The sequence below is a fragment of the Mesorhizobium sp. M1C.F.Ca.ET.210.01.1.1 genome (genome assembly GCF_004791585.1).
In the GTDB taxonomy this organism is placed as follows: domain Bacteria; phylum Pseudomonadota; class Alphaproteobacteria; order Rhizobiales; family Rhizobiaceae; genus Mesorhizobium.
Genome location: NZ_SRUU01000023.1, coordinates 60939 through 86016 on the forward strand (window position 1 = coordinate 60939; position 25078 = coordinate 86016).

19 protein-coding genes and 6 pseudogenes are annotated in these 25078 nt (G+C 59.4%); 18 read left to right on the plus strand and 7 right to left on the minus strand.

Annotated features, from left to right (window positions below; translation table 11 throughout):
* Window positions 1–44: 44 nt before the first annotated feature.
* Window positions 45–265, minus strand: a pseudogene (locus EN853_RS23200) (insulinase family protein); the annotation flags it as partial.
* A 1054-nt stretch (window positions 266–1319) separates the two neighbouring features.
* Between EN853_RS23200 and EN853_RS34725 the strand changes: the two are divergent.
* A complete protein-coding gene (locus tag EN853_RS34725; RefSeq protein ID WP_245454714.1) occupies window positions 1320–1685 on the plus strand; it encodes an extracellular solute-binding protein in 366 nt (121 codons plus the stop codon).
* A gap of 464 nt (window positions 1686–2149) precedes the next feature.
* Here the strand turns inward: EN853_RS34725 and EN853_RS23210 are convergent, their stop codons facing one another.
* The 3 genes and pseudogenes from EN853_RS23210 to EN853_RS34730 form a co-directional block, all read right to left on the minus strand.
* The gene (locus tag EN853_RS23210) at window positions 2150–3604 is read right to left on the minus strand and encodes a glutamate synthase subunit beta (protein ID WP_024504270.1); all 1455 of its coding nucleotides are present in this window, start codon (window positions 3602–3604) and stop codon (window positions 2150–2152) included.
* A 41-nt stretch (window positions 3605–3645) separates the two neighbouring features.
* A pseudogene (locus EN853_RS23215) lies at window positions 3646–3809 on the minus strand (thioredoxin domain-containing protein); the annotation flags it as partial.
* Between the two features lie 275 nt (window positions 3810–4084).
* Window positions 4085–4270: pseudogene (locus EN853_RS34730) on the minus strand (pyridoxal-phosphate dependent enzyme); the annotation flags it as partial.
* On the opposite strand from EN853_RS34730, the gene EN853_RS23225 reads away from it, so the two are divergent.
* Window positions 4185–5138 (plus strand): TauD/TfdA family dioxygenase, encoded by a 954-nt coding sequence (locus tag EN853_RS23225; protein WP_024504271.1) that lies wholly within the window; start codon window positions 4185–4187, stop codon window positions 5136–5138. The pseudogene EN853_RS34730 and the gene EN853_RS23225 overlap by 86 nt on opposite strands.
* Window positions 5139–5732: 594 nt before the next feature.
* Here the strand turns inward: EN853_RS23225 and EN853_RS34105 are convergent.
* The gene (locus tag EN853_RS34105) at window positions 5733–6002 is read right to left on the minus strand and encodes a hypothetical protein (protein ID WP_024504272.1); all 270 of its coding nucleotides are present in this window, start codon (window positions 6000–6002) and stop codon (window positions 5733–5735) included.
* Window positions 6003–6995: 993 nt separating this feature from the next.
* On the opposite strand from EN853_RS34105, the pseudogene EN853_RS23235 reads away from it, so the two are divergent.
* Window positions 6996–7142: pseudogene (locus EN853_RS23235) on the plus strand (multicopper oxidase domain-containing protein); the annotation flags it as partial.
* 104 nt (window positions 7143–7246) lie between these two features.
* On the opposite strand, the pseudogene EN853_RS34735 reads toward EN853_RS23235, so the two are convergent.
* A pseudogene (locus tag EN853_RS34735) lies at window positions 7247–7375 on the minus strand (LysR family transcriptional regulator); the annotation flags it as partial.
* A 370-nt stretch (window positions 7376–7745) separates the two neighbouring features.
* Here EN853_RS34735 and EN853_RS23240 point away from each other — a divergent pair.
* The 11 genes from EN853_RS23240 to EN853_RS23290 all read left to right on the plus strand — a co-directional run bounded on the left by EN853_RS23240 (window position 7746) and on the right by EN853_RS23290 (window position 19661).
* Window positions 7746–8027: an acyl carrier protein gene (locus tag EN853_RS23240; RefSeq protein WP_029356603.1), complete on the plus strand. Its 282-nt coding sequence runs from the start codon at window positions 7746–7748 to the stop codon at window positions 8025–8027.
* Window positions 8028–9236: a beta-ketoacyl-[acyl-carrier-protein] synthase family protein gene (locus EN853_RS23245; RefSeq protein WP_135861332.1), complete on the plus strand. Its 1209-nt coding sequence runs from the start codon at window positions 8028–8030 to the stop codon at window positions 9234–9236.
* A gap of 853 nt (window positions 9237–10089) precedes the next feature.
* On the plus strand, window positions 10090–10680 hold the full coding sequence (locus EN853_RS23250; protein ID WP_024505875.1) for a NodA family N-acyltransferase: 591 nt from the start codon (window positions 10090–10092) through the stop codon (window positions 10678–10680).
* Window positions 10677–11336: a chitooligosaccharide deacetylase NodB gene (nodB, locus tag EN853_RS23255; RefSeq protein WP_126057632.1), complete on the plus strand. Its 660-nt coding sequence runs from the start codon at window positions 10677–10679 to the stop codon at window positions 11334–11336. The genes EN853_RS23250 and nodB overlap by 4 nt, the downstream gene beginning before the upstream one ends.
* A gap of 15 nt (window positions 11337–11351) precedes the next feature.
* Window positions 11352–12677, plus strand: coding sequence for a chitooligosaccharide synthase NodC (nodC, locus tag EN853_RS23260; RefSeq protein WP_032899868.1), 1326 nt, complete (start codon window positions 11352–11354; stop codon window positions 12675–12677).
* Window positions 12678–12937: 260 nt separating this feature from the next.
* The gene (nodI, locus tag EN853_RS23265) at window positions 12938–13852 is read left to right on the plus strand and encodes a nodulation factor ABC transporter ATP-binding protein NodI (RefSeq protein WP_024505873.1); all 915 of its coding nucleotides are present in this window, start codon (window positions 12938–12940) and stop codon (window positions 13850–13852) included.
* 3 nt (window positions 13853–13855) lie between these two features.
* A complete protein-coding gene (locus EN853_RS23270; RefSeq protein WP_029356621.1) occupies window positions 13856–14644 on the plus strand; it encodes an ABC transporter permease in 789 nt (262 codons plus the stop codon).
* Window positions 14645–14933: 289 nt separating this feature from the next.
* A complete protein-coding gene (locus tag EN853_RS23275; RefSeq protein WP_024505871.1) occupies window positions 14934–15695 on the plus strand; it encodes a sulfotransferase in 762 nt (253 codons plus the stop codon).
* 377 nt (window positions 15696–16072) lie between these two features.
* A complete protein-coding gene (locus tag EN853_RS23280; protein WP_126063813.1) occupies window positions 16073–17359 on the plus strand; it encodes a dicarboxylate/amino acid:cation symporter in 1287 nt (428 codons plus the stop codon).
* Window positions 17360–17631: 272 nt separating this feature from the next.
* Window positions 17632–18693: a LacI family DNA-binding transcriptional regulator gene (locus EN853_RS23285; protein ID WP_024505889.1), complete on the plus strand. Its 1062-nt coding sequence runs from the start codon at window positions 17632–17634 to the stop codon at window positions 18691–18693.
* Between the two features lie 164 nt (window positions 18694–18857).
* Window positions 18858–19661 carry a TIM barrel protein gene (locus EN853_RS23290; protein WP_024505888.1) on the plus strand — a complete coding sequence of 268 codons (804 nt, stop codon included), beginning with the start codon at window positions 18858–18860 and terminating at the stop codon, window positions 19659–19661.
* A gap of 48 nt (window positions 19662–19709) precedes the next feature.
* On the opposite strand, the gene EN853_RS23295 is transcribed toward EN853_RS23290, so the two are convergent.
* Window positions 19710–20627 carry a LysR family transcriptional regulator gene (locus tag EN853_RS23295; protein WP_024505887.1) on the minus strand — a complete coding sequence of 306 codons (918 nt, stop codon included), beginning with the start codon at window positions 20625–20627 and terminating at the stop codon, window positions 19710–19712.
* Window positions 20628–21327: 700 nt separating this feature from the next.
* Here EN853_RS23295 and EN853_RS35345 point away from each other — a divergent pair.
* The 4 genes and pseudogenes from EN853_RS35345 to EN853_RS23310 form a co-directional block, all read left to right on the plus strand.
* Window positions 21328–21702: pseudogene (locus EN853_RS35345) on the plus strand (IS110 family transposase); the annotation flags it as partial.
* Between the two features lie 91 nt (window positions 21703–21793).
* Window positions 21794–22318 carry a transposase gene (locus EN853_RS35350; RefSeq protein WP_245265439.1) on the plus strand — a complete coding sequence of 175 codons (525 nt, stop codon included), beginning with the start codon at window positions 21794–21796 and terminating at the stop codon, window positions 22316–22318.
* A 1218-nt stretch (window positions 22319–23536) separates the two neighbouring features.
* Window positions 23537–23818 carry an acyl carrier protein gene (locus tag EN853_RS23305; RefSeq protein WP_126057635.1) on the plus strand — a complete coding sequence of 94 codons (282 nt, stop codon included), beginning with the start codon at window positions 23537–23539 and terminating at the stop codon, window positions 23816–23818.
* Window positions 23819–25027, plus strand: a complete 1209-nt coding sequence (locus EN853_RS23310) for a beta-ketoacyl-[acyl-carrier-protein] synthase family protein (protein ID WP_135861333.1) — start codon at window positions 23819–23821, stop codon at window positions 25025–25027.
* The last annotated feature ends 51 nt before the right edge of the window (window positions 25028–25078 follow it).

Sequence of the window (25078 nt, forward strand, 5' to 3'; positions counted from 1 at the left end):
TGGGTTCAATCTCTCCAGGCGACGGAGCCGTGCTCGTCATGAGGCGCCTTGAGCATCAGATGCTCGAAGACATGCAGATATCCCCGGCGGCTCATCCGCGCTGCCGATCCTGCACCAGACCATATCGGTGACGAGCGGCGCGGTGGTCGGGAATGACAGCCACCTCCATGCCGTTGAAAAGCAGGAAATCCGTCACTTTGCCCTCGTCGGTAACCGGCGGAGCCGGAGTGGTCGTCACCAGGGCAAGCCCTGTTGCAGCAGGTATCCTTGGGCAGCCTGTCAGAACATCGATGACTCCGGTTGTGGTGCCGGGGCGGGCGATCAGGGGCCAAGTGATTGTTCCGCGGCGGCTGTATGTTGTGGTAAGGTGATCATGCGAACTCTTGTTGGTCGGTCACGTGTTTTGCGGATGACCCGCATGTACTGTGCCAAATGAGAAAACCATTCAAACGCAATCCAGTAGATCTGACTGTATCCGACATTGTCGGAATTTGGACATCGCCGAACGCGAAGCGCTCGGGGCTTGTGACGATACTTGAGCGTGCTGCTTCGGAGGAGGGATGCGCCTCGAACCGGCCGCGAGGCCTTTTTCTGGCAACGGATATTCCGGCCGGGTTAGGCCGCGAGGAAAGCGACGGTGAATAAGAGGTAGAGGACCAACCGTTTTGAGCGGGTAGTTGCCGTGTTGCGCCCCCAGGCAAAGGCCAGCACCACGGAGCAGTATTTCTGGTGGCGATACTACATCGCCTTTAAGTGCCGGTTACCCGTTTTTACCCAGTTGGCCTGGTGCATTCAGAGCGAGGTCGTTGGAAACCGCTTATTGTGGCTATGAGCAAACTCGGGATGGAGGAGTGGACCCAAAAATTGGCAAAATGCCCCAGGGAGGATTACATGGGTCGCTCATTCCCCGTACTCGTTACAGGTGCGCGTCGCTACGCAAACAGCTTGCTTTTGACTTGGCGTTTCTTGCCGTTTCGGCATCGCTCACTAATTCGGCCGCTGCCGACACCGTGAACTGGCGTCAATTCGAAGGGACCAGCATAACTTGGGCCTACGACATCCACCCCTATGCGGATGCTCTCGCTGCGCAACTTTCCGGAGTTCGAGAAGCTGACCCGGCATCAAGGTCACGCCGGAACTCTACCCAGACGATTCTTACTGGAACAAGATGACGATCCAACTGACGACGAAGTCGCCAGCATGGGATGTGTTCGGCACTGGCATTCAGCCCGCGTAGGACCTCGCTCCGAGTGGCGCCTGCTGGACAAATACCTGAGTGATCCGAAGCTTACCGATGCTGGATACGACTACATTCGGACATGATCAAGAAGTGCGCGGCTCCTTCCTTCGCCAATGATAACTGGAACCAGGTCGTGGACGGCATCTCGTCCGGCCGCACCGCGATGACGATCGACTCAAAAATGTTCGGCTTCTGGAACGATGTTGCGGGGAAGCCGGCATCCGGCAAGATCGCCTTCGCTCCGCCGCTGCACGCACCGAGCGCCACGAGCTTGGATTCTGACATCTGGATCTGGGCTCTCGCCATGAACGCGGCTTCCGAAAAGAAGGGCACGGCCTGGCTGTTCATCCCGTGGGCCACCTCCAAGCAGGTGGCGCTCAAGGGTGCCCTTGCTGGCCAGCTCGTCAATCCGCCGCGCACGTCGACCTGGCAGGACGATACCTAGACTAAGTACGCTTCGCAGCCCGAGTTCAACAACTTCGTTGACAGCTTCAAAAAGATACAGGATCAAGCCGCGCTGGCTTTCACACCGCGTGTCGGCTTCGGCGAAGCCATGAACGCATGGGCCGTGGCGATGCAGAAGATGGCAAACGGCGATGACGTCGAGACGACGTTGAGGGCGCTTGCCGAAGAAATCCGCACTGGCCTCTGATCAAAAGGAACAGGGCAGTACTATTGCACTGCCCTGTTCCCGCCAACGGCGGAGATCACGCCGTGTCACCCCAAGCACTTAAACCCAGCGCTGCTTCGCCCGGCCGCGCCGACGATTTTTCTTGGCCGCCAAGGCGGCAGCCTGCGGCCGGGGCCACAACCGAAACGACCACGGCGATCAGTCCGTAAGCTGCCCGGGGCAGCGGAAGGGCGGAAAGCGCCTTCAGGTGGCCGCACAAGTAGGGTCTCGAGACGGACTCAGCGCGGCAGCACGCTCGATCCCATCAGCGCCTCATCGATGGCGCGCGCCGCCTGGCGGCCCTCGCGGATCGCCCAGACGACCAGCGACTGGCCGCGCCGCACGTCGCCCGCCGCATAGAGCTTTTCGACGCTGGTCCTGTAGTCCCGGTCATTGGCCTCGACATTCTTCGAGCGGCGGCTGTCAATGGCGATCTTCATCTGGCCGGCCAGTTCCGACACCGGCCCGCGAGCGGCTGGCCCGGCAAAGCCGATGGCGATGAACGCGAGATCGGCACGAATGACGAATTCGCTGCCGGCGATCGGCTTGCGCTTTTCGTCGACCTCGCAGCATTTGACCCCGGTCAGCTGGCCGTCTTCGCCGATGAACTCGAGCGTCGCCACCTGAAACTCGCGCTCGGCGCCTTCGGCCTGCGAGGACGAGGTGCGCATCTTGGTCGCCCAGTAGGGCCAGACCGAAAGCTTGTCTTCCTTTTCCGGCGGCTGCGGACGGATGTCGAGCTGGGTGACGCGGACCGCGCCCTGGCGGAAGGCGGTGCCGACGCAGTCGGACGCGGTATCGCCGCCGCCGACGACGACCACATGCTGGCCGCCGGCGAGGATCGGATGCGACGGCCACGCCACCGACTGGATCGGTTCGCCGCCGACACGCCTGTTCTGCTGCACCAGATAGGGCATCGCGTCATGCACGCCGCCGAGATCGTCGCCGGGAATGCCGGCCGCGCGCGGCGTTTCGGAACCGCCGCAATAAAGCACCGCGTCATGTTCGGCGAGCAGCTCGGCAACCGGCTTGTCGACGCCGACATTGACGCCGCAATGGAAGGTGACGCCCTCGCCCTGCATCTGCTCGATGCGCCGGTCGATATAGTGCTTCTCGATCTTGAAGTCGGGAATGCCGTAACGCATCAGCCCGCCGGGCCGGCTCTCGCGCTCATAGACATGGACGTCGTGGCCGGCGCGGCCGAGCTGCTGGGCAGCCGACATGCCGGCCGGGCCGGAGCCGATGACGGCGACGCGCTTGCCGGTCTTCTTCTCCGGCGGATAGGGCCTGATATGGCCGGTCTCGTAAGCCTTGTCGGCGATCGCCTGCTCGACCGTCTTGATGGCGACGGGAATGTCCTCGAGGTTCAGCGTGCAGGCTTCCTCGCAAGGTGCGGGGCAGATGCGGCCGGTGAATTCCGGGAAATTGTTGGTCGAATGCAGGTTGCGGATCGCATTGTCCCAGTCGCCATTGTAGACGAGGTCGTTCCAGTCCGGGATCTGGTTGTGGATGGGACAGCCCGTTGGCCCGTGGCAGAACGGAATGCCGCAATCCATGCAGCGCGCGGCCTGTTTCTCGACCTCCTTGTCCGACATCGGCAGCGTGAATTCACGGAAATGCCGGATGCGGTCGGAGGCCGGCTGGTACTTGTGCACCTGCCGGTCGATTTCGAGAAAGCCTGTTACCTTGCCCATAGTCCAGCTCCTGCTGTCCAGATGGCGCGCCTGGCGACGCCCTGCAGCTGGATCAGATGGGGCATCCCGTCCACACATGGGCCGCACCAAGTTGCCCAAAATTCGACTATGTACACTTGCCGGGCTCAAAGCTCGTGAGGGGCTCGCCATGCAGCCAGTTCTCGACTCTAATCGAAGGAGCCGGGGACTCCATCTGCAATACCACGTTGCGGTCCAAAGCTATTTCCAAAGGTTTCTGCACGAGCTGGTTTCCTCTCAGAGACGGCACACGGGTTCAGGGAGGAGCGCATCGCTCGTCTTGCCCCATTAAGTGCAGTCACAGTCACTCAGTCTCAAAAGCCATGCCAACGCGCTCAGCGCGCAGTTAGCGCCCATTGCTTCGAAAAACCTCGTCAGTGCCCAGATGTTGGTTGTAATGAACCTGACATTTGTCTGACGCTGTCAGCTTTTGGACACGCGATCACGCGCTTCGTGCCGCCAGGCCAGGCCGAGCCCTGTGTTGCCAGCGGTCGCTTCGATGATTGTACCGCCCGGCGCGAGCTGGCCACGCTGTTCGGCATTAACGATCATCGACAACGCAATGCGATCCTTGATCGATCCGCCGGGATTTTGGCTTTCGAGCTTGACGAAGAGAATTCCTGACTCCGACGTTGTACCGCTGACCAGCCGTGTTGGAGCTGAAATCAGAGGAGTTCGCCTTGGTGGAGACCTTTCGGACGCAGCGATAGCAGCCATCAACCAGCTTCTTCTAAAACACAAGGTGATCTTCTTCCGCGGCCAGGAGCATCTCGACGATGCGGAGCAGGAATTGTTCGCGCGGCGTCTGGGTAACCTTGTACCTCATCCCACGCAGGGGCCGGCAGCCGGCACGGCCTCAATCCTCAATCTCGATTCCGGCCGTGGCGGTGGCAGGGCAGACCAGTGGCATACCGATGTGACTTTCGTCGATGCCTATCCGAAATTCTCGGTCCTACGTGGCGTCGTCATTCCGGCGGCGGGGGGCGACACGATCTGGTCCAACACGCACGCCGCGTACGAGAATCTGCCGGCGCCGCTCAAAATATTGGCGGACAATCTGTGGGCTATTCATAGCAATGCCTACGACTACGCAGCCGTGCGCCCGCGCGCCACAGCCGAAGAGAAGAAGCACTTCGAGGAAGTTTTCACATCGACGATCTACGAGACCGAGCATCCGGTCGTGCGCGTCCATCCGGAAACCGGGGAGAAGTCGCTGCTGCTCGGCAATTTCGTGCAGCGCCTCGTCGGCCTTTCCAAGAGCGATTCCGCCAAACTCTACGAGGTGTTCCAGTCCTACGTCACTGCCCCGGAAAATACCGTGCGGTGGCGCTGGCAAGTAGGCGACGTCGCTATCTGGGACAACCGTGCTAACCAGCATTATGCGGTCAACGACTATGGCGACCAGCACCGGGTTGTGCGTCGCGCTACGGTTGACGGTGACGTTCCGATCGGCGTCGACGGTCGCCGCAGTATAACCCATGTCAAGGCAGCCAAGCCGGCGGCGAAGGCAGCCTGACCGTCTGAACAGGGTAAAGATGAAAACTTCGTATCGCCGCGGCCATATCGCGCTGCTTAACCGCCCCACAAAGCCTTATGATTTCCGAGAAGCAAGGCGAGTTGCGGGCTCGAGGCTTGGCCCGAAATCGAGGTCCTGCAGCGTGGCGCATGGCTCGAGTCGCTGCTCGTGGCCCCGCTGCAGCGGTACAGGTCCCCCACCGCCCCACCATCTCGCCCGCCCTGCACCTCGGATAGCGATCATTCACCGTTTGTTCATTATGATAGCGCACGATCATAACTGGACATGCTGGTAGCTCGTACATGCCTGAAGGCCCTGCGCGCCGACCCAGCGCCGGGGCCTTTTTACTTCCGCAAAATCGATTCCAGCAACGCGGGCACTTCGCAGGATGTCGGAATCCCGCGCTTGCGATGATACGCCGTACAGCGAATTGCGCGAGTCAAACGAATTTGGGTTTCTCAAATATAGAATCGTCGATACCGATCCTGATGGATCGAGCCTCGACGACGAAGTCAACCATCTTCAAACGGAATTATTCAACATTGCCGAGAGCTCCCGGTGTGCCGTCGAAGCCGACATTGGGGAGGTCAGCGGTCACCAACGATCATGGTGATCGCCAGCATCTTTCGTATTCACATAACCGTCGGCCTTGTACTTTCCCGAGGCCATGACATGAGTGGGTCTTCCAAGCACCGATTTGGCCCGGTAGGATTTGCAGGGGGCGCGGACAAGCGGATGAACAAACGGAATGATGCCGGAAAACTGCGCGCGCCTGCTGGGATTTAGCCGACCGTCGATAGGAACATAGCCCTGGTCGACGGCTTTCTGAAGGGCAAGAGTTTCGCCGACCTGGCTCAGGAACATGGCTTGTCGACAACGAGGGTGCGCCAAATCATCGAGAAGGCCGATCGGCTCGTGGGCGGCGCATTCAGACCAAGACTGAAACGTCCAACGCCTCGCCTCGGTCCGATTTCATGGTCGACTATCCCTATGTGTGCAAATGGCCGAGAAGCACCGGCTGGGTAGCGTCACGCCGCATCATTCTTTGCGGAGCTGGAGCGCGCGGGATCGCTGGAGCGGCTGGTGAAAGCGGTTGCCGGGGCGCACAACACGTGAGCTGGCGCCTCGTGTGGCAAAAGGAGAGGGCGAGAGCCCATGGCCTGCAATGAAGCGATCAAGCATTGCGATCGTGGAACCAAGCTAGTCGACCATCCGGACCGCGGCCTTCAATGCCAGCTCGCCTTGGAATCGGCCTTCCAGGAATTGGCTGAGCGCGCAGCGGAATCCGGCTGGACCGAGGAGATAGCCACGCGCTCCTCGAACTCGCCGGCGCGCGCCTCAGGAGCGACTCCGCCAATGACAGACTGAGAGGACGATTAATCGTGCCAGGGCAACGAGAGAGCGGCAGGTTCAAGAAGCTTCGCCTGAACCGATAGGAACGTCGCTGCGCCAATAAAATTGGCGGTGAAGGCTGACCGCGGCCGAGTCGGGCAAGCGAGCGAAGTGCTGAAATAAGGGCGTGAGAATCCAAGACATCGTTTGTAGAGAGCATCGAGCTTCGCGAGATTGTGGTACAGGATCGACCGCAGGTGTTCTCGCAGCGCTCGCAGAACCCGGGATTCTTCCGCGGCACCCGCCAAGGCGAAGAACGGTCAGAGTTGCACGATAACGTTTAAAAGCGAGCCTTCCTCCGAAAGTCTGCGCGCGCAGTTCCACGGTCCGATGCGCTTTCATAGCTATTCCAATCGCCGCGCCCATCCTCTCCCGGATCAGGTCCAGCGGGTCTGCAGTGCATGCGCCCCCAAAGTGGACGCCATTGGGCCGGGTGAACCGGGCTCGATTGCGCGCCGAAGGCCCGTTCCAGGCCCGGAAATCCGGGTCCGTCAGGGCGAGCGCGTGCGGGTCGAGGTAGAGAACGGCCTTGCCGAGAAAACGACCGTGCACTGGCATCGCGTGCGTGTGCCACATGCCATGGATGGCGTGCCTCACCTCACGCAGAAGCCCGCGAAAAGGCAACGGAAGATCTAGCATTTATGGGGGAAATGTTTTTTCGGAGTGCTTGACCCGCAGGAAGGGCAGGGCATGACTGCCTATCGCCCGACCCGGCCGGCCGCACTCATGACCGGCTGGGCTCGGTTAATCCTGCATGCCGCGCCCATGAGGTTGCGCTCTGTCGGGAGTGCGTCGAGCACAACGACGAGATGTAGTTCACGATCTTTGAAACGCGTGTCAACCATCCAAAGTGTGGATGCCTTTCATCGAAACAAACGATTTCATCAATGTTCTGGAATCCTGCATGGGCAGAACAGAAACCGCCCGAAAGGAGATTTTTCATGCGCTCTACCGGGCAGTGGAGTGCTGGGAAAGGGAGTTGCAACTGACCGGGTCCGACTTCTTCCGAGTCTATGGACAGACTGGGAGACGCGCACGGTGTAGCGGCTCACATCGTCATACTGCACCTACGCCACACACCGGCCGGACCTGATCCGGCTTTATGAGCATTGGGCTTTGTCAGTTGCCCAAGCGTGATGGCTTTCGCGACGCGGCGCGCCTCAGGAACTGAGCCGCGTCCAGGTCGAAACGCGGGAAAGAAAGACAGGAAACAGAATGGCCGATCAATTCGCAACGGACGTCATTGCCCTGATCAAGAAACGCGCCGAGTCGGAGAGCGGTGAGGGAATGCCTGCGTCATTCGTCGGCGAGATAACAATCGCCACGGAACTGGACGCGCTCGGGTTTGATTCGCTGGGTTTGGCGGACGTCCTCTGGGATGTGGAGCAGGCCTACGGCATCAAGATCGACATGAACACGGCCGATGCCTGGTCCAATCTCAAGAATGTCGGCGACGTCGTGGAAGCCGTCCGCGGCTTGCTTGCGAAGGAGGCTTGAATGGACAGGCGCGTCGTTATCACCGGAGTGGGCGGCCTGTGCGGACTGGGCACCGACGCCGCCTCTATGTGGAAAGAGATGCGCGAAGGCCGCTCCGCCATCGGCCCGATCGCCAATTCCGAGCTTCATGACCTGGAGGGCATGACCGGCGCTGAGATCAAGGCGCTGCCCCAGCACGACATCAATCGCAAGCAGTTCGTCTCCATGGCCCGCTTCAGCTTGCTCGCCGTGCTTGCAGCGCGCGAAGCCATGCGGCAGGCCGGACTTTCCTGCGACGAGGGGAATGCCCATCGCTTCGGCGCGACAGTGGGCGTCGGCGGCTTGGGCTGGGATGTGATGGAGGAAACTTACCGGGCCCTTTTTTTGGACGGCGCGAGGCGAGTTGGCATCCTCGCTGTACCCAAAACGATGCCAAGCGCCGCCGCCGGCCAGGTGAGCTTGAGCCTCGGCTTGCGCGGGCCGGTCTTCGGGGTGACCTCCGCATGTGCCTCGGCCAACCATGCGATCGCCTCGGCGGTGGACCAGATCAAGCTGGGCCGGGCCGACGTAATGGTTTCCGGAGGCAGCGACGCACCCTTCGCATGGGGCGTGCTGAAAGCATGGGAAGCAATGCGCGTGCTTTCACCCGATACCTGCCGGCCCTTCTCCGCCGATAGGAAGGGCCTGGTGCTGGGCGAGGGTGCGGGCATGGCCGTGCTGGAAAGCTACGAGCATGCCACGAGGCGTGGTGCCACAATTCTTGCCGAGATCGCCGGCGTCGGCCTTTCCGCCGATGCCTTCCACATTGCCGCGCCATCTGTCGAGGGGCCAGCGTCGGCGATGCGCGCCTGCCTTGCCGATGCCGGGCTGAATGCCGAGGACGTCGACTACCTCAACGCGCACGGCACCGGTACCAAAAGCAATGATCAGACTGAAACGGCGGCGATCAAGCGTGTGTTTGGAAACCACGCTTATTTGATGTCCATCTCTTCCACCAAGTCCACGCACGCGCATTGCCTCGGCGCAGCGAGCGCGCTTGAAATGATCGCCTGCGTGATGGCAATCCAAGAGGACGTCGTGCCGCCGACCGCCAACTATCGCGAGCCAGATCCCGCTTGCGACCTCGACATCACACCCAATGTGCCGCGCGAGCGCAAGGTGCGCGTCGCCATGAGCAACGCCTTCGCCATGGGCGGTACGAACGCAGTTCTGGCATTCAGGCAGGTGTAGAAGCCATGCAAGACGCCTCATTTGAGGTCACCTGTCGTATCTAGCTGCTTGCCGGACCACTATGTGAAGCGAGCGCTATTGGCTGCCTCTGCGATGCGGGAATTGGCAGCGGACGTCTCACGATCAAACAGGCATCTGCTTGTAGAATTCTTTTAATCGTGAAGCGGCGCGAGTGCGCTATCCGTTGAGGTGAGCAAGGCCGGCGCCCTGGGTGAGCGCTGGTGTCGGGTGGTGGAAAGTACAGGGGGAGCTGTGTGGCCCCCTCTTTCTCGGCCTCGACGATGTGCGAAGGAGCCTGTGCGGCGAACGGGCCGACGCCCCAGGCTCAGAACCTGGGCGAACCTAACTCCCGCCAAAGGACAGCCCAGAGCTGGATACACGAAAGAGATACTGAACCCGCGAATCAGATTCTGATCAATCGTCGTGTCTGAGCTCCGCTCGGCTCTTACGGAGATAATCGCGCGGCCCGGCAACGGCCGCGCGTGCCGCGGGCGTGAGCTTTGCGCTTCGTCAGAAGTGCCTCGAGCGTGACGACGATAATTGACCAGCCATATGGAACGCATTCGCCCAGTTATCCAAAGCGTGGATACCTTTCATCTAAACAAAGGATTTTACCGTTTTTGCTGCAGGTCCCATAGAGGCGCTTCAAGTTGGAAAGATAGGTAGTTCCCATGGTTGCGTTGGATCCGAGGAGCATCATCTGGTGTGCGGGGCGCACAAAGTCAGTCGCATCTGCATTACGGCTTGGTCTTTCGGCGGTCTCCACAAGTTACGCCCCGTTGGTGCGATGCCAATTATTTAACCAATGCTTGGACATTTATCTCAACCAGACAGCTCCAAGGTGAGGTCTTCCATGCGCCCGAATGTCGATTGGAAGTTGTGCTGGGAAAATGAGCTGCAACTGGCCGACCATGTCGAACTCTCCGACTTTTTTCGAAAGACCTATGGACGGACTGGCGCCTTCAACGCGGAGCCATTCGAAGGCGGCCGCAGTTGGGCCGGCGCGAGGCCGGAATTCCGCGCAATCGGCTACGACGCGCATGGGGTAGCGGCTCACATCGGCATGCTGCGGCGCTTCATCAAAGTTGGCGAGGTCGACTTGATCGTCGCTGAATTGGGCCTGTACGCGGTTCGTCCGGATCTTGAAGGGCTCGGAATCGGTTTTTCGATGCGCGTGGCGTACCCAGTGCTCCATCAGTTGGGTGTTCCATTCGCTTTCGGCACGGTTCGGCACGCGCTGCGAAACCATGTCGAAAGATTCTGCAGAGCCGGCCTCGCGAACATTGTGTCGGGCGTTCGCGTACGATCGACCCGTCCAGATGTGCATCCCGACCTGCCGCCCACGCGCCTGGAAGACGTACTCGTGTTGGTTTCGCCGATCGGACGCTCGATGGACGAGTGGCCGTCCGGTACCCTGATCGACCGGAACGGTCCGGAACTATGAAGCCTCTGGACTACATATGCGAAGGGCAGAGTGACAATGCCGATGGCACTGCAGAGCGCAGCGTCTATCTGACGTTTGACGATGGTCCCAATTCATTTTTCACACCGCAGATACTCAATGTGCTGGCGCAACATCAGGTGACGGCGACCTTCTTCGTTGTTGGGGCCTACGCGGCCGACGAGCCGGAACTCGTTCGCCGAATTATTACAGACGGGCACGGTATAGCCAACCACACGATGACTCATCCGGACCTGGCCAAATGCGGGTCCGTCGAAGTCGACTGCCAGATAGTTGAGGCAAACAGAGTCATAGGGATGGCTTGCCCGCAGGCCATGGTTCGGTACTTTCGTGCACCGTATGGCATCTGGACCGAAGAAGTAATCGCTGCATCAGCGGGTGCGGCATTGGCGCCCGTCCATTGGTCCATTGATCCACGCGACTGGTCTCGCCCCGGCGTTGACGCCATCGTCGACAGAGTGCTCGCCGATATCCGGCCGGGCGCAATCGTGCTGTTGCACGACGGGTGCGCTCCCGACGAATTGCAACCAGGCAATCAAGCCAGTCTGCGCGACCAGACGGTGACAGCGTTGTCACGCCTAATTCCAGAATTGCACGGCCGCGGATTTGTAATCCGATCACTTCCTCAACACCCCTGAACAAACAGAGATCCTATGGACCTTCTCACCACAGCCAGTACTGTTGCCGTTTCGTCTTATGCGGTGCTCTCGACTGTTTACAGAGGCATGCAAGCGGTCTACTCCCAACCGGAAAATGTTACGCCGCCGTCGGAAAGCTTGTTCGGATCCGACCGTTGGCCGAGCGTGGATGTCATTATCCCCTGCTACAATGAGGACCCGCGCACACTCGCGGCGTGTTTAGCTTCCATTGCAAATCAAGATTACGCCGGAACATTTCAGGTCTATCTGGTTGACGACGGTTCTGGAAATCGTAATGCCGTCATCCCGGTACATCACGCCTACGAGGGCGACCCGAGATTCAATTTCATTCTGCTCCGCGAGAATGTTGGCAAACGCAAGGCGCAGATCGCCGCCATCCGCCGCTCATCTGGAGATTTCGTGCTCAGCGTCGACTCTGACACGACACTTGCGTCCGACGTCATCACAAAGCTTGCAGTAAAAATGCGGGATTCCATGGTCGGAGCGGCCATGGGCCAGCTGACGGCATACAACCGCAGCGACACTTGGTTGACCCGATTGATCGATATGGAATACTGGCTGGCTTGCAATGAGGAGCGCGCGGCGCAAGGTCGCTTTGGTGCGGTCATGTGCTGCTGCGGCCCATGTGCAATGTACCGCCGGTCTTGTCTCCTTTCTCTGCTGGATCAATACGAGACGCAGCTGTTCAGGGGGAAACCAAGCGACTTCGGTGAAGACCGTCATCTTACGATCCTCATGCTGAAAGCAGGCTTTCGAACCGAGTACGTTCCAGGTGCCGTCGCGGCGACAGTCGTTCCGGACAAGATGGGACCTTATTTGCGCCAACAACTCCGCTGGGCACGAAGCACCTTCCGGGACACGATGCTTGCGCGAGGTCTACTGCGTGGCCTGGATCGCTATCTAACTTTGGATGTGATGGGAGAGAATCTCGGCCCATTGTTGCTCGGCATCGCGGTAGTAACGGCGCTCGGTGAGCTACTATTTTCACATACAGTAAATTGGTGGACGGTGCTGGCTATTGTCACGATGACCATAATCAGATCTACGGTGTTATCTTTCCGCACTCGGCAGCTTCGATTCATCGGCTATTCAATGCACGCGTTAATCAGGATATTCCTGTTGATCCCCTTGAAGGCTTACGCCCTGTGTACATTGAGCAATAGCGATTGGCTGTCGCGTAAAAGTGTTCCCCTGCCCAACAGGAGCACAAAGGAAATCACAAGCGCGATGCCGCTTGCCGGAGCAAATGCTGCGGGCAATTCTGGAATTGCGGAGTCACTTCATACTGCAGATCTTTCGCTCACAGCTGGTGAAGTCTGACGGCCTTGCAGCGCCGAGTGACCGAGTAAGTTGTGTCAGTCGACACGGGGTGAAGCTTTCGAGTTACCTATGGTCAGAACGGGAACTATCTGGAAGCGACACGTGGCATCTTGACGTTATTCTTTGGCGGAAGCGATACACGCGTCGCTCCGGCCGCGACTTTCCAAAGGTGCCATCTCAAGGCGGTGGCCTGCTCTGAACCAGAATTCGCAAGTAAGCTGCCGGTGGCCAATCGGACTCATTCCGCTTGAGATAGACGCATGTCCAATGTAGCAATCGACCTTACCGGCGTAACCAAATTATTCGGAAACAAGCTCGTTGTGGACGGGCTGTCCTTCACCGTTGCATCGGGAGAGTGCTTCGGTCTGCTGGGGCCGAACGGCGCAGGCAAGAGCACGATTGCGCGTATGCTCCTCGGTATGACCCGGCCTGACGCGGGTGATATAACAGTCCTCGGTCTACCAGTGCCGGCACGCAGCCGCTTGGCCCGCAAGGGCATAGGCGTGGTCCCGCAGTTCGACAATCTCGACCTGGAATTTACGGTACGCGAGAACCTGTTGGTGTTCGGGCGCTACTTCGGCATGAGTACAAGAGAGATCAACGCCGTCATCCCACGGCTCCTCGAGTTCGCTCGCCTTGAGAGCAAGGCGGATTCACGTGTCGGCCTGCTATCCGGCGGGATGAAGCGGCGCCTGACGCTGGCACGTGCTCTGATCAACGACCCCCAGTTGCTTGTGATGGATGAGCCCACGACCGGCCTCGACCCGCATGCCCGCCATCTGATCTGGGAGCGACTTCGTTTCCTGCTGGCGAGCGGAAAAACGATCATTTTGACCACCCATTTCATGGAAGAGGCTGAGCGGCTTTGTGATCGGCTGTGTGTTCTCGAGCGGGGACGCAAGATCGCCGAGGGCAGTCCTCATGCGCTGATCGACGAGTACATTGGGTGCAACGTGATCGAGATCTTCGGCGGCAATCCACAGGAGCTGATTTCGCTGATCAGACCGTACGTTCAGCGTGTCGAGGTAAGCGGCGAGACGCTCTTTTGCTATGCGCCTGAGCCGGAGGATGTGCGCATCCAGCTTCGCGGTCGAGCGGGTCTGCGTATTCTAGAGCGTCCACCCAGTCTGGAGGACGTTTTCTTGAGGTTAACCGGACGTGAGATGGAGAAGTGAGCAATGGGTGAACGTTTTGCGGCCGCTCTACCCGCCAACGCCTGGAACTGGATCGCGGTGTGGCGCCGCAATCATCTGGCATGGAAGAAGGTGGCATTTGCTTCAATGCTCGGCACCCTTGCTGATCCGATGATTTACCTTTTCGGGCTCGGCACTGGCCTTGGACTGTTGGTAGGCCGCATCGAAGGTGCATCCTACATCGCCTTTCTGGCAGCCGGCATGGTTGCGACGAGCGCGATGACAGCATCAACCTTCGAAACAATTTACGCGGTTTTCGGTCGAATGCGCGATCAGGGCACTTGGGAAGCAATCCTGCACACACAACTTACCCTCGGCGACATCGTTCTCGGTGAATTGACCTGGGCAGCCACAAAGGCCTTTCTGGCCGGTACGACAATTGCGATTGTTGCCGCCGCGCTAGGTTATGCCGCGTGGACGTCGGTTCTCTACGTGCTGCCGGTCATCGCTCTCACCGGGTTCGCCTTTGCGAGCCTGGCCATGCTCGTCATCGCGCTCGCGCCCAGTTATCACTATTTTATTTTCTATCAGACGCTTGTCATCACACCCATGCTGTTCCTTTCGGGCGCGGTTTTTCCAGTCGGCCAATTGCCAGGAGTGTTTCAGCAGATTGCGGCCTTCTCGCCGCTGGCGAATTCTATCGATCTAATCCGTCCGGTGATGCTCGGCCGCCTGGGCGACAATGTAGGGCTGCATATAGGCGCACTTTGCATGTTCGCTGTATTGCCTTTTTTTCTGTCGGCTGGACTGTTTCATCGACGACTAATGCGTTGACGCTTACCTACGCCCATCAACGAGAAGGAGGTCCGCAATGCCGGATTGCAAACTGCCCCCAGCGGCCCGGAGGCATGCGTGTGCCAGGAATCGCGAGTGGTACAACAACGCCGAAGCCGGGCGCCACCCAGCCGCTGCAGGCACGCGCCCATCTTCGCGACCACACCTCGGAGTACAGGCTGGGTGGTGAGGCGCGCGGACCCACCCGGAGCGTTCAAGCGATAGCAGCCAAGCTTCTTGTGCGCGTCCCCAGACCGTCGCGGCCATTATTTAGTTGGATACACATGCAATGACCCACAACGAACCAACTCCTGAGCCTTTTGTGATCCTTGCTATGCCAAGGACCGGAACACACTATTTAGAAGAATTGCTAAACGAGCATCCGACCGTTCTGAGTAACGGTGAGTTGCTAAACGAATATGATCCCAATTGGCCCAGCACGGATCGCCTGCTAGGCACGGATCGCGAGCTTCTTGAGCTTGCCTATGTGCGCTGCCCTATGCGCGACTACAAGAATGTGACGCATCTTGGCTGCAAGATCAATGAACCTCAGTTTCGCGAGCGTCCAGCATTCTTTGCGGAATTAGCTCGTTGGCCAGCACTCAAGGTCATCCTCGTTGTTCGCCGAAACGTATTGGAATCGCTCCGATCCTTTGTGCAGGCCAGGGAAAGCGGTCAGTGGCTGAAGTTCAGCTCGGACAACGATACCGCTCGGCCACCGAGCGTCAGGTTGTCAATCGCCGACTGTGAGGCTTATTTCAAAGCCGCCGACGATTTTCACGCTCGCGTTATGGACTCCTTCACGTCGACCAACCTGCTTGTAATGGAATACGAGAGCCTACTTCACGAACCTGCCCAATGCTTGGGAGCGGTTTGGGATTTCCTGGGCGTTCCAGCGCTTGAGCCATCAGATAACGCCATCTTGCAGCGCCAGGAAACGCGACCGCTTGATCAAACGGTGGAGAACTTTGACGAGTTGCGGATTCACTTCGCACGCGGACCTTATTCAAGATTTTTTGACCTCGGAGATTCAATGCGCTCCTACGCTTAATCGCTTGTACCGCGTGCTCTGATGGGCGTGTAGGATATCCTGCAGTTTGCGCGCATTCCGTTCCAAAACTGACAAACCAAAGTCACCAAGGCAACCGGCAGTCGATCTGCGGCGAACATCAAAGGGCACGGGCGCAAGGCGACCTGGTCAATTCCCTCTCTGATGAAGCACTTCCTCAGACGCGATCTTTGGCGAGCCTCGAGTGCAGAATTCCGGCAAGGTGGAGGGTTCCAGTGCGCAACTGCACCAATCTCGCTGGACGGGACAGGCGTCCAGTTGGCACGGCGCTTGCTCCGAGATGACAGCAGCGCTCGACCGGAGCGCAGCATGGGAGAAGGAGGAGCCCCCACCCCGATCCGGTCAGGGAGAGAGAAACGATGTTGGTTCCAAGAGTCCCCCGCGCGATCGCAGCGCCCCGCAAGCGCCATTTTGCCCGGACCTACGTGCAGGTACTTGCCGCCATGGTCCTTGGAGCCGCAATTGGCTACCTCTATCCGGAAACCGGCCAAAGCCTGAAGCCGCTCGGCGATGCCTTCATCAAAGTCATCAAGATGATTATCGCACCTGTCATCTTCCTGACAATTGCGACCGGCATTGCCGGCATGAGCGATCTGCAGAAGGTCGGCCGAGTTGCCGCCAAGGCGATGGTTTATTTCCTTACCTTCTCGACGCTTGCACTCGTTGTCGGGCTGATTGTCGCGAATATCGTTCAGCCTGGCGCCGGCCTCAACATCGATCCGGCCTCGCTCGATGTCGAAGCCGTTAAGGGCTATGTGGCCACGGCTCACGAGCAGTCCGTGACCAGCTTCCTGATGAACATCATCCCGTCAACGATTGCCAGTGCCTTCGCGGAAGGCGACATCCTGCAAGTCTTGTTCTTCTCGGTCTTGTTCGGCATTGCTCTGGCGATGACCGGAGAGACGAGCAGGCCGGTCGTTACCTTTCTCCAGGCGCTCACCGCCCCCATTTTTAAGCTCGTCGGCATTCTGATGAAGGCTGCACCCATCGGCGCCTTCGGCGCTATGGCCTTTACGATCGGCAAATACGGAATCGGTTCGGTGGCCAACCTCGCGATACTGGTCGCGACGTTCTATCTGACCGCCTTCCTCTTCGTGTTCGGGGTTCTCGGCGTGGTCTGCCGCTGCAACGGCTTCTCGATCTTTTCTCTTGTCCGCTACATCAAGGACGAGCTGCTGCTTGTCCTGGCAACGTCCTCCTCGGAGGCCGCGCTGCCCTCGCTCATGGAGAAGATGGAGAAGGCCGGCGCCGCGCGTTCGGTCGTAAGTCTCGTCATCCCTACTGGATACTCATTCAATCTGGACGGCACCAATATCTACATGACGATCGCCGCCCTCTTCATCGCGCAGGCGACGAACACAGATTTGTCAATTGCCGATCAGATCCTCCTGCTGCTAATTGCGATGCTTTCCTCGAAGGGTGCGGCAGGCGTCACCGGCGCCGGCTTCATCACATTGGCCGCTACTCTGTCTGTCGTGCCGAGTGTTCCCGTTGCCGGAATGGCTCTAATTCTTGGCGTGGACCGCTTCATGTCGGAATGCCGCGCGCTGACGAATTTAGTCGGTAATGCGGTGGCATCGCTCGTTGTCGCTCGCTGGGAAGGCGAATTGGACCAGTCCCGGATGGAAGCCGCTTTCCGCGGTTAGGGTTACATCAAACGGGCTCCCCGCAAGCAAGCAATAGCGCGACGTGTAAGTCACGGCCTTCACAGCAGTCGAATTGCCGGCCTCCAAAGAGCGCTGGAAATAGTGTACTAACGCGGAGAGTAATACAACACCATGAAGCCCCTAAGCAAACGAACGGTTCACGGAAACTCATCTGGGTCCGCATGGAGCGCTGTTCGTCGAATGCGTTATCAACCGTGGGGTGTGGTAACTATTTCAGCTTGCCGCCCCAAGCCGTCGCGGGATCGCACCGGATGACGGAGGACCGGCCGATCAGAATCGCTAGGGGAAAGCGCGTCACAATTGCCGATCTCGCCCGCGAAGCCGGAGTCAGCGTAGCAACAGTCGATCGGGTTCTGAACGTCCGCCTTCCGGTGCGAGAGGAGACCGCCCAGCGGGTCCATGCGGCCGCGCACGCGATCGGCTATCATGCTGCCGGTCTCATCAAACAGCGCTTGCAGCAGCACCTGCCGCACTACAAGCTGGGCTTCATCTTGAGAAAACCTGCCCACGATTTTTACCAAGATTTCGCTCGCAATATTGAAGAGTCGGTCAGTATGGCTAAATCCTTCCACGGCCTTCCGATCATCGAGTTCGCGCAGTCACATTTGCCGCGTGACCTGCTCCCGCTTCTTAAGGACCTTGGAAGCCGCTGCCAGGCGATCGCCATGGTGGCGGCCGATCACCCGAAAATCACAGCATCAGTCGAGGAGCTCAAGGCGAAAGGTATCCCGGTATTTTCGCTGTTATCCGACTTCGCCGATGGCGTGCGCGAGGGCTACATCGGCCTCAACAACAGCAAGGTCGGACGGACTGCCGCTTGGGTGTTTTCCAAGGCCGCAAAACGGCCCGGCAAGGTGGCGGTGTTTGTCGGAAGCCATCGCTTCCAGGCGCATGCGACGCGGGAAACGGCCTTTCGTGCCTATTTTCGTGAGAACGCGCCCAAATTCGAGGTGCTTGATCCGCTCGTGAACCTTGATGAACGGCAGCTCACTTACGAAAAATTGCTGGATCTTATGCAGCGGGAACCAGAGCTCGTCGGCTTCTATATGGCCGGCGGGGGTATAGAGGGAGCAATTTCCGCGCTCCGAGAAGAGGGGAGCGGTCAGGATCTCGTCGCGATCGTGAGTGAAATGACGCCGCAGTCACGTGGGGCGCTTGCGGATGACATCTTGACGATGGCGGTCGGCACGCCAATGCGCCGACTTTGCCAGGAGCTGATAATGGCAATGGAGCGGGCCATCAAAGCCGGCGTCGCGGAGAGCCCGGGGCAGACATTTCTGCCGTTCGACATTTATCTTCCGGAAAATATTTGACCTTGATGGATTTCTATCATGAGCGCCCATTTTCCTTTCACCGATGAAAGGAAAGCTCGATTGACTCGGCCGTCTCTGTCCGATCTGTGAACCGGCGTGGTTCCGTCTTGAAAGAAGCCGGATGCCGAAATGGCAGCCGCGCTTCATGGAAGGAAAGTCAAGCAATGCGCCAGGTATCGCCCCGCTTTGCACTCGATCACATGGCGGCGCCCCGCCTTGACGTCAGTGCGCTTTTCGCGCTTGCCCGTGACCAAGGCCTGACCGACGTCCAAATCCGTTACCCTCATTTCAGCAATCCTGTCGCACGCGGCATTCCGGCTGCGGACGTTCGGTTTGCCGCTACCGAAGCGGGCGTCACGATCATCTCTGTCAACGCCTTGCAGCGGTTCAACGACTGGACTCCAACGCGTCAGGCCGAGGCAAGCAACCTCGCCGATTATGCGACGGCGTGCGGGGCAGAGACGCTCGTGTTGGTGCCGGCCAACCGCAGCTCGTGGCCCACCAATAGCGAGCGCCAGGACAATCTTCGTTTCGCTCTAAACGAGATCAAGCCAATCCTCCAGTCGCGGGGTCTGATCGGTCTCATCGAGCCGCTGGGTTTCCGAACCTGCTCGCTTCGATCAAAGAAGGAAGCGGCCGAGGCCGTTGCCGCGGTTGATGGCCAGTCCGTCTTTCGCCTCGTGCACGACACGTTCCACCACACCCTGGCCGGGGAGACATGCCTGTTCTGCGAGCTTACCGGCCTGGTGCACATTTCAAGCGTAAACGACCCGACCTTCTGGATTTACCCCGATCGCTTTCTTGCAGGTTCCGACAATGGCAGCCAGATTCAGGCGCTGCTGGATGGCGGCTACGCGGGACCTTTCTCGTTCGAGCTGATCGAGGAAGTCCATTCTCTGGACGATCTCGCAGGCGCACTTGCCGCCAGCATCGACTTTATCCGGCGAGGGCTATTGTCGTCAAAGTAGATGGTGACAGGTGTAGTGACTATAGGTGCGCCTGAATTTTCCGAGGGTTCACAGCGGGGCAGCCATCCGAGATGCCTCCTGTATCATTATCTCCCGCATCCAGATGCTTGCCGGATCGCTATTGTGGAGGGCCGGCCATTGGAGGGTCTCGGTGAATGTGGGAAATGGCAGCGGAAGTTCGATAACCCGCAGGGGGAACGTTTTTTCGAAATGCCTGACCAGCCGTAAGGGCATGGTCGCTATACGAGCTGTGCCGGACACCATAGGTGGAATCATGCTGAAGCCCTGCACGGCGACCTCGACACGTCTCTTAAGGCCATGCTCAAGCAAAAACCATTCCTCGATAGACGGCTTCATCGTACGCCCGAACCTGACCGCGACGTGCCTCATCGACATGTATCTCTCGAATGTAAGCTGCTGTGGCAGCTGCTTGTTTGTGGGACAGCCTACGCACACGAGCTTCTCGTCAAACAGCGCAATGCTTGAATGCACACTCGACGTGAACATATCCGGTAGAATTAGAAAATCGACGTCACCGCGCCGGAGAAGCTCATCGGGGCTATCGTCGACAGGCAGCAGTTCGAAGCTGACGGCGGGGGCTTCCCGTGAAATACGCTCCACAAGCTTTTCGAAAAACACGAGCGTGACGAAATCGGAAAGAATGATCCTGAAGAGGCGATCGGCTCGAGCTGGGTCAAACGGATCCGAAGAAATAATCGAGCACTGGATGTGCTGGAGAGCGTCGCGAACTGCGGGGGCAAATGCTGCCGCACGCGGGGTTAGAAATCGTTCGCGACCTCTTATCGTAAACAGTTCATCGCGGAAATAATCGCGCAGTCGGGCGACGGCCGCACTCATGGCGGGCTGACTCAGGTTGATCCTGCGTGCCGCCGCCGAGAGATTACGCTCCGTCAGGAGTGCGTCGAGCACAACGAGGAGATTTAGATCAAGTCCTTTGAAACGCATGTCATCAGCCATCCATGGGATGGATGCCTTTAACCGAAACAAACGACTTTAACAATTTAGCATTCTTGCAATCTTTTGTCGCAAAAAGTTTATGATGGATGACGTTAAGGTCCGACATATGAGCCGCGTGATCTGCCGAAGCGAGCAATCGTTCGTACTGTGCAGGTCAGAGATTGGCAGTTTGAAACGCCGGGCCGATGGCGCCGGGCTATCAACCAGCGTCTTCGGCGGCCCCGACCTAGCTGGGCGTGGAATCTAATAGGGTGCACCTTTCCAGTCCGAGGCGACTGATGGGCGGTTTGATCCTAAGCTGCCGTGAGGCCTGTGCCAATTGTATCGGCGAGCCAATGCAGCAGTCCGGCAGCGTTTTTGAGAGCTGTTGTAGGCTCGGCCTAAGCCCATTGGCGCAAGCCTATCTGAACGAAGCGCTTGGCCTTGCCGCTATCCGGTATGTGATCTGTGGTGTCTTCTCGTCCTGCTGTTCTTGTTTTGGAACGCCCTTATGGTGAGCCCATCCGGGACGTGGGGCACCGGGAGCACAAAGGTGCAGGCAGGCCGTCAATAGACCGTGGGCTGAGAGCCCGAGCTCGTTACATGGCGCCCCTGGCGACTTTCCCGGATGCGCTGCGAGCGCGGATCAGTAGATGTCGTGTTGCCCGCCAGCTCCCGTCTTTGACCGAGCCAAGAAGGAGGAACGGGCATGCTTATCATCGGACTGGATATTCACCGCGCCTTCGCCGAAGCAGTGGCATGGGAGGAGGGCAGGCTCAGGCGACTCGGCCGCGTCGACATGCGGCGCGATCTGCTGGCGGCGTTCGCCGCGAAGCTGTCGCCGAACGATGTAGGAGTGATCGAGGCCACCGGCAGCGCGACGTCCGCTGCAGCTGTGATTGCGCCGCATGTGAAGAAGGTGGGGATCGCCAAGCCGAAACAGGTGTTTATCGTTGCCTATGCCAAGATCAAAACGACGATCGACGCCGACGTTCTTGCGCAGCTCTATGCCAGCGGCTTCTTGCCAGAAGTCTGGATTGCGGACGAGCCGACGCAGGCTCTGCGTCGACAGGTGACACGGCGCAATCAGATTGTCCGACAGAGATCTCGATTGAAGAGCGTCATCCAGTCGATCCTTCATAGCCACCTGATCCGTCCTGCCCGCATGCCGACCTGTGCGGCGCCAAGGGTCGGACCTGGTAATCGAGCAGGTCGTACCGCAGGACGAGCGCCTCGCGATCGATGGGCATCTGCGCGAGTTCGACCGATTGGGCGAAGACCTCCAGGTCATCGAACGCGATCTTGTCCGCTCGGCTCTCGAGGATGAAGGCGTGAAGCGGCTGATGACCATTCCCGGCGTCGACATCACCGTCGCGCTGGCGATGAAGGGCGGCGATCGGCGACGTGTCGCGCTTCGACGATCCGCAGAAGCTCGTGACCTATCTCGGGTTGAACCCAAGCGTCCAGCAGTCCGGCCAGGTCCGGCCTACCATGGGCGGATCACCAAGCAGGGCCGTGGTCATGCGCGCGGCATGCTCGTCGAGGCGGCCTGGGCGGCCGCTCGTGCTCCCGGACCGTTGCGAGCCTTCTCCCTGCGGCGTGCGAGCCCGGCGCGGACAGCATGTCGCGGCCGTGGCAACCGCACGCAAACTCTCTGTCGTGATCTGTCATCTGTTGAGAAGGGCGAGAGTTACGCGTAGGCTCGACCCTCCCTGCATGCCAAGAAGCTTGCGCGATGTGGAACTCAAGGCCGGGAGCAAGGCTGTGCGCGGCCAAAAGGGAGCGCACGCCTACAACATAAAGAGCCACCGGGAAGAAGAGCGCCGCTGGGTGGAGCAGGCCGAGGGCGCCTATGCACGCCTCGTCGCCGGTTGGAACCCACGAGGTCCGAAGAGGGTAGGCACGGATGCCGCAAACCGGGCGCCCAGCTTGGCATAAGGGCTACGTGGCCTCAGGAAGCGTCGTCGCCAATGCAGACCATGGACGAATTCCCAGCCGATGCCGAGATGCCGGTCGACCGTGCCTGTCGCCGTCCGGTGATGCGATGCCCCCGAGCGGATGAGTTCGCCCCGGATGCTCCCGGTCACGACGCACGGGTTCGGGTTCCAAGGCGCTCAGTTTTGTTCGCGCCCAATCGGTGTAGGACGCGGCAGAAAATACGAGCGTGACGAAATCGGGAAGAATGATCCTGAAGCGGCGATTCGGTAGAGCCGGGTCAAACTATCCGACGAAATAAACGAGCACTGGATGGGCGGGAGAGCGTCGCGAACTGGAGGGCAAGAGCTCCCGGACACAGCGTTAAGTTTGAATACCTCCGCGGACATGGTCGCGAGCTTATCGCGCAAATAATCGAGCAGCCGAGCGCCGGCCGCACTCATGACCGGCTGGGCTCGGTTAATCCTGCATGCCGCGCCCATGAGGTTGCGCTCTGTCGGGAGTGCGTCGAGCACAACGACGAGATGTAGTTCACGATCTTTGAAACGCGTGGTCAACTATCCAAAGTGTGGATGCCTTTCATCGAAACAAACGATTTCATCAATGTTCTGGAATCCTGCATGGGCAGAAGCACCTGACGCACACCGATGCCCCCACTGCCTCATGGCGTGGCGAGCGTCTTAAGAAACCGCCCGAAAGGAGATTTTTCATGCGCTCTACCGGGCAGTGGAGTGCTGGGAAAGGGAGTTGCAACTGACCGGGTCCGACTTCTTCCGAGCCTATGGACAGACTGGGAGACGCGCACGGTGTAGCGGCTCACATCGTCATACTGCACCTACGCCACACACCGGCCGGACCTGATCCGGCTTTATGAGCATTGGGCTTTGTCAGTTGCCCAAGCGTGATGGCTTTCGCGACGCGGCGCGCCTCAGGAACTGAGCCGCGTCCAGGTCGAAACGCGGGAAAGAAAGACAGGAAACAGAATGGCCGATCAATTCGCAACGGACGTCATTGCCCTGATCAAGAAACGCGCCGAGTCGGAGAGCGGTGAGGGAATGCCTACGTCATTCGTCGGCGAGATAACAATCGCCACGGAACTGGACGCGCTCGGGTTTGATTCGCTGGGTTTGGCGGACGTCCTCTGGGATGTGGAGCAGGCCTACGGCATCAAGATCGACATGAACACGGCCGATGCCTGGTCCAATCTCAAGAATGTCGGCGACGTCGTGGAAGCCGTCCGCGGCTTGCTTGCGAAGGAGGCTTGAATGGACAGGCGCGTCGTTATCACCGGAGTGGGCGGCCTGTGCGGACTGGGCACCGACGCCGCCTCTATGTGGAAAGAGATGCGCGAAGGCCGCTCCGCCATCGGCCCGATCGCCAATTCCGAGCTTCATGACCTGGAGGGCATGACCGGCGCTGAGATCAAGGCGCTGCCCCAGCACGACATCAATCGCAAGCAGTTCGTCTCCATGGCCCGCTTCAGCTTGCTCGCCGTGCTTGCAGCGCGCGAAGCCATGCGGCAGGCCGGACTTTCCTGCGACGAGGGGAATGCCCATCGCTTCGGCGCGACAGTGGGCGTCGGCGGCTTGGGCTGGGATGTGATGGAGGAAACTTACCGGGCCCTTTTTTTGGACGGCGCGAGGCGAGTTGGCATCCTCGCTGTACCCAAAACGATGCCAAGCGCCGCCGCCGGCCAGGTGAGCTTGAGCCTCGGCTTGCGCGGGCCGGTCTTCGGGGTGACCTCCGCATGTGCCTCGGCCAACCATGCGATCGCCTCGGCGGTGGACCAGATCAAGCTGGGCCGGGCCGACGTAATGGTTTCCGGAGGCAGCGACGCACCCTTCGCATGGGGCGTGCTGAAAGCATGGGAAGCAATGCGCGTGCTTTCACCCGATACCTGCCGGCCCTTCTCCGCCGATAGGAAGGGCCTGGTGCTGGGCGAGGGTGCGGGCATGGCCGTGCTGGAAAGCTACGAGCATGCCACGAGGCGTGGTGCCACAATTCTTGCCGAGATCGCCGGCGTCGGCCTTTCCGCCGATGCCTTCCACATTGCCGCGCCATCTGTCGAGGGGCCAGCGTCGGCGATGCGCGCCTGCCTTGCCGATGCCGGGCTGAATGCCGAGGACGTCGACTACCTCAACGCGCACGGCACCGGTACCAAAAGCAATGATCAGACTGAAACGGCGGCGATCAAGCGTGTGTTTGGAAACCACGCTTATTCGATGTCCATCTCTTCCACCAAGTCCACGCACGCGCATTGCCTCGGCGCAGCGAGCGCGCTTGAAATGATCGCCTGCGTGATGGCAATCCAAGAGGACGTCGTGCCGCCGACCGCCAACTATCGCGAGCCAGATCCCGCTTGCGACCTCGACATCACACCCAATGTGCCGCGCGAGCGCAAGGTGCGCGTCGCCATGAGCAACGCCTTCGCCATGGGCGGTACGAACGCAGTTCTGGCATTCAGGCAGGTGTAGAAGCCATGCAAGACGCCTCATTTGAGGTCACCTGTCGTATCTAGCTGCTTG

Bases quoted from the DNA above. Each gene is read 5' to 3' on its own strand.
- EN853_RS34725 (WP_245454714.1), top strand. From the start codon at position 1,320: ATGATCAAGAAGTGCGCGGCTCCTTCCTTCGCCAATGATAACTGGAAC.
- EN853_RS23210 (WP_024504270.1), bottom strand. From the start codon at position 3,604: ATGGGCAAGGTAACAGGCTTTCTCGAAATCGACCGGCAGGTGCACAAG.
- EN853_RS23225 (WP_024504271.1), top strand. From the start codon at position 4,185: ATGCGATCCTTGATCGATCCGCCGGGATTTTGGCTTTCGAGCTTGACG.
- EN853_RS34105 (WP_024504272.1), bottom strand. From the start codon at position 6,002: ATGTTCCTGAGCCAGGTCGGCGAAACTCTTGCCCTTCAGAAAGCCGTC.
- EN853_RS23240 (WP_029356603.1), top strand. From the start codon at position 7,746: ATGGCCGATCAATTCGCAACGGACGTCATTGCCCTGATCAAGAAACGC.
- EN853_RS23245 (WP_135861332.1), top strand. From the start codon at position 8,028: ATGGACAGGCGCGTCGTTATCACCGGAGTGGGCGGCCTGTGCGGACTG.
- EN853_RS23250 (WP_024505875.1), top strand. From the start codon at position 10,090: ATGCGCCCGAATGTCGATTGGAAGTTGTGCTGGGAAAATGAGCTGCAA.
- nodB (WP_126057632.1), top strand. From the start codon at position 10,677: ATGAAGCCTCTGGACTACATATGCGAAGGGCAGAGTGACAATGCCGAT.
- nodC (WP_032899868.1), top strand. From the start codon at position 11,352: ATGGACCTTCTCACCACAGCCAGTACTGTTGCCGTTTCGTCTTATGCG.
- nodI (WP_024505873.1), top strand. From the start codon at position 12,938: ATGTCCAATGTAGCAATCGACCTTACCGGCGTAACCAAATTATTCGGA.
- EN853_RS23270 (WP_029356621.1), top strand. From the start codon at position 13,856: ATGGGTGAACGTTTTGCGGCCGCTCTACCCGCCAACGCCTGGAACTGG.
- EN853_RS23275 (WP_024505871.1), top strand. From the start codon at position 14,934: ATGACCCACAACGAACCAACTCCTGAGCCTTTTGTGATCCTTGCTATG.
- EN853_RS23280 (WP_126063813.1), top strand. From the start codon at position 16,073: ATGTTGGTTCCAAGAGTCCCCCGCGCGATCGCAGCGCCCCGCAAGCGC.
- EN853_RS23285 (WP_024505889.1), top strand. From the start codon at position 17,632: ATGACGGAGGACCGGCCGATCAGAATCGCTAGGGGAAAGCGCGTCACA.
- EN853_RS23290 (WP_024505888.1), top strand. From the start codon at position 18,858: ATGCGCCAGGTATCGCCCCGCTTTGCACTCGATCACATGGCGGCGCCC.
- EN853_RS23295 (WP_024505887.1), bottom strand. From the start codon at position 20,627: ATGCGTTTCAAAGGACTTGATCTAAATCTCCTCGTTGTGCTCGACGCA.
- EN853_RS23305 (WP_126057635.1), top strand. From the start codon at position 23,537: ATGGCCGATCAATTCGCAACGGACGTCATTGCCCTGATCAAGAAACGC.
- EN853_RS23310 (WP_135861333.1), top strand. From the start codon at position 23,819: ATGGACAGGCGCGTCGTTATCACCGGAGTGGGCGGCCTGTGCGGACTG.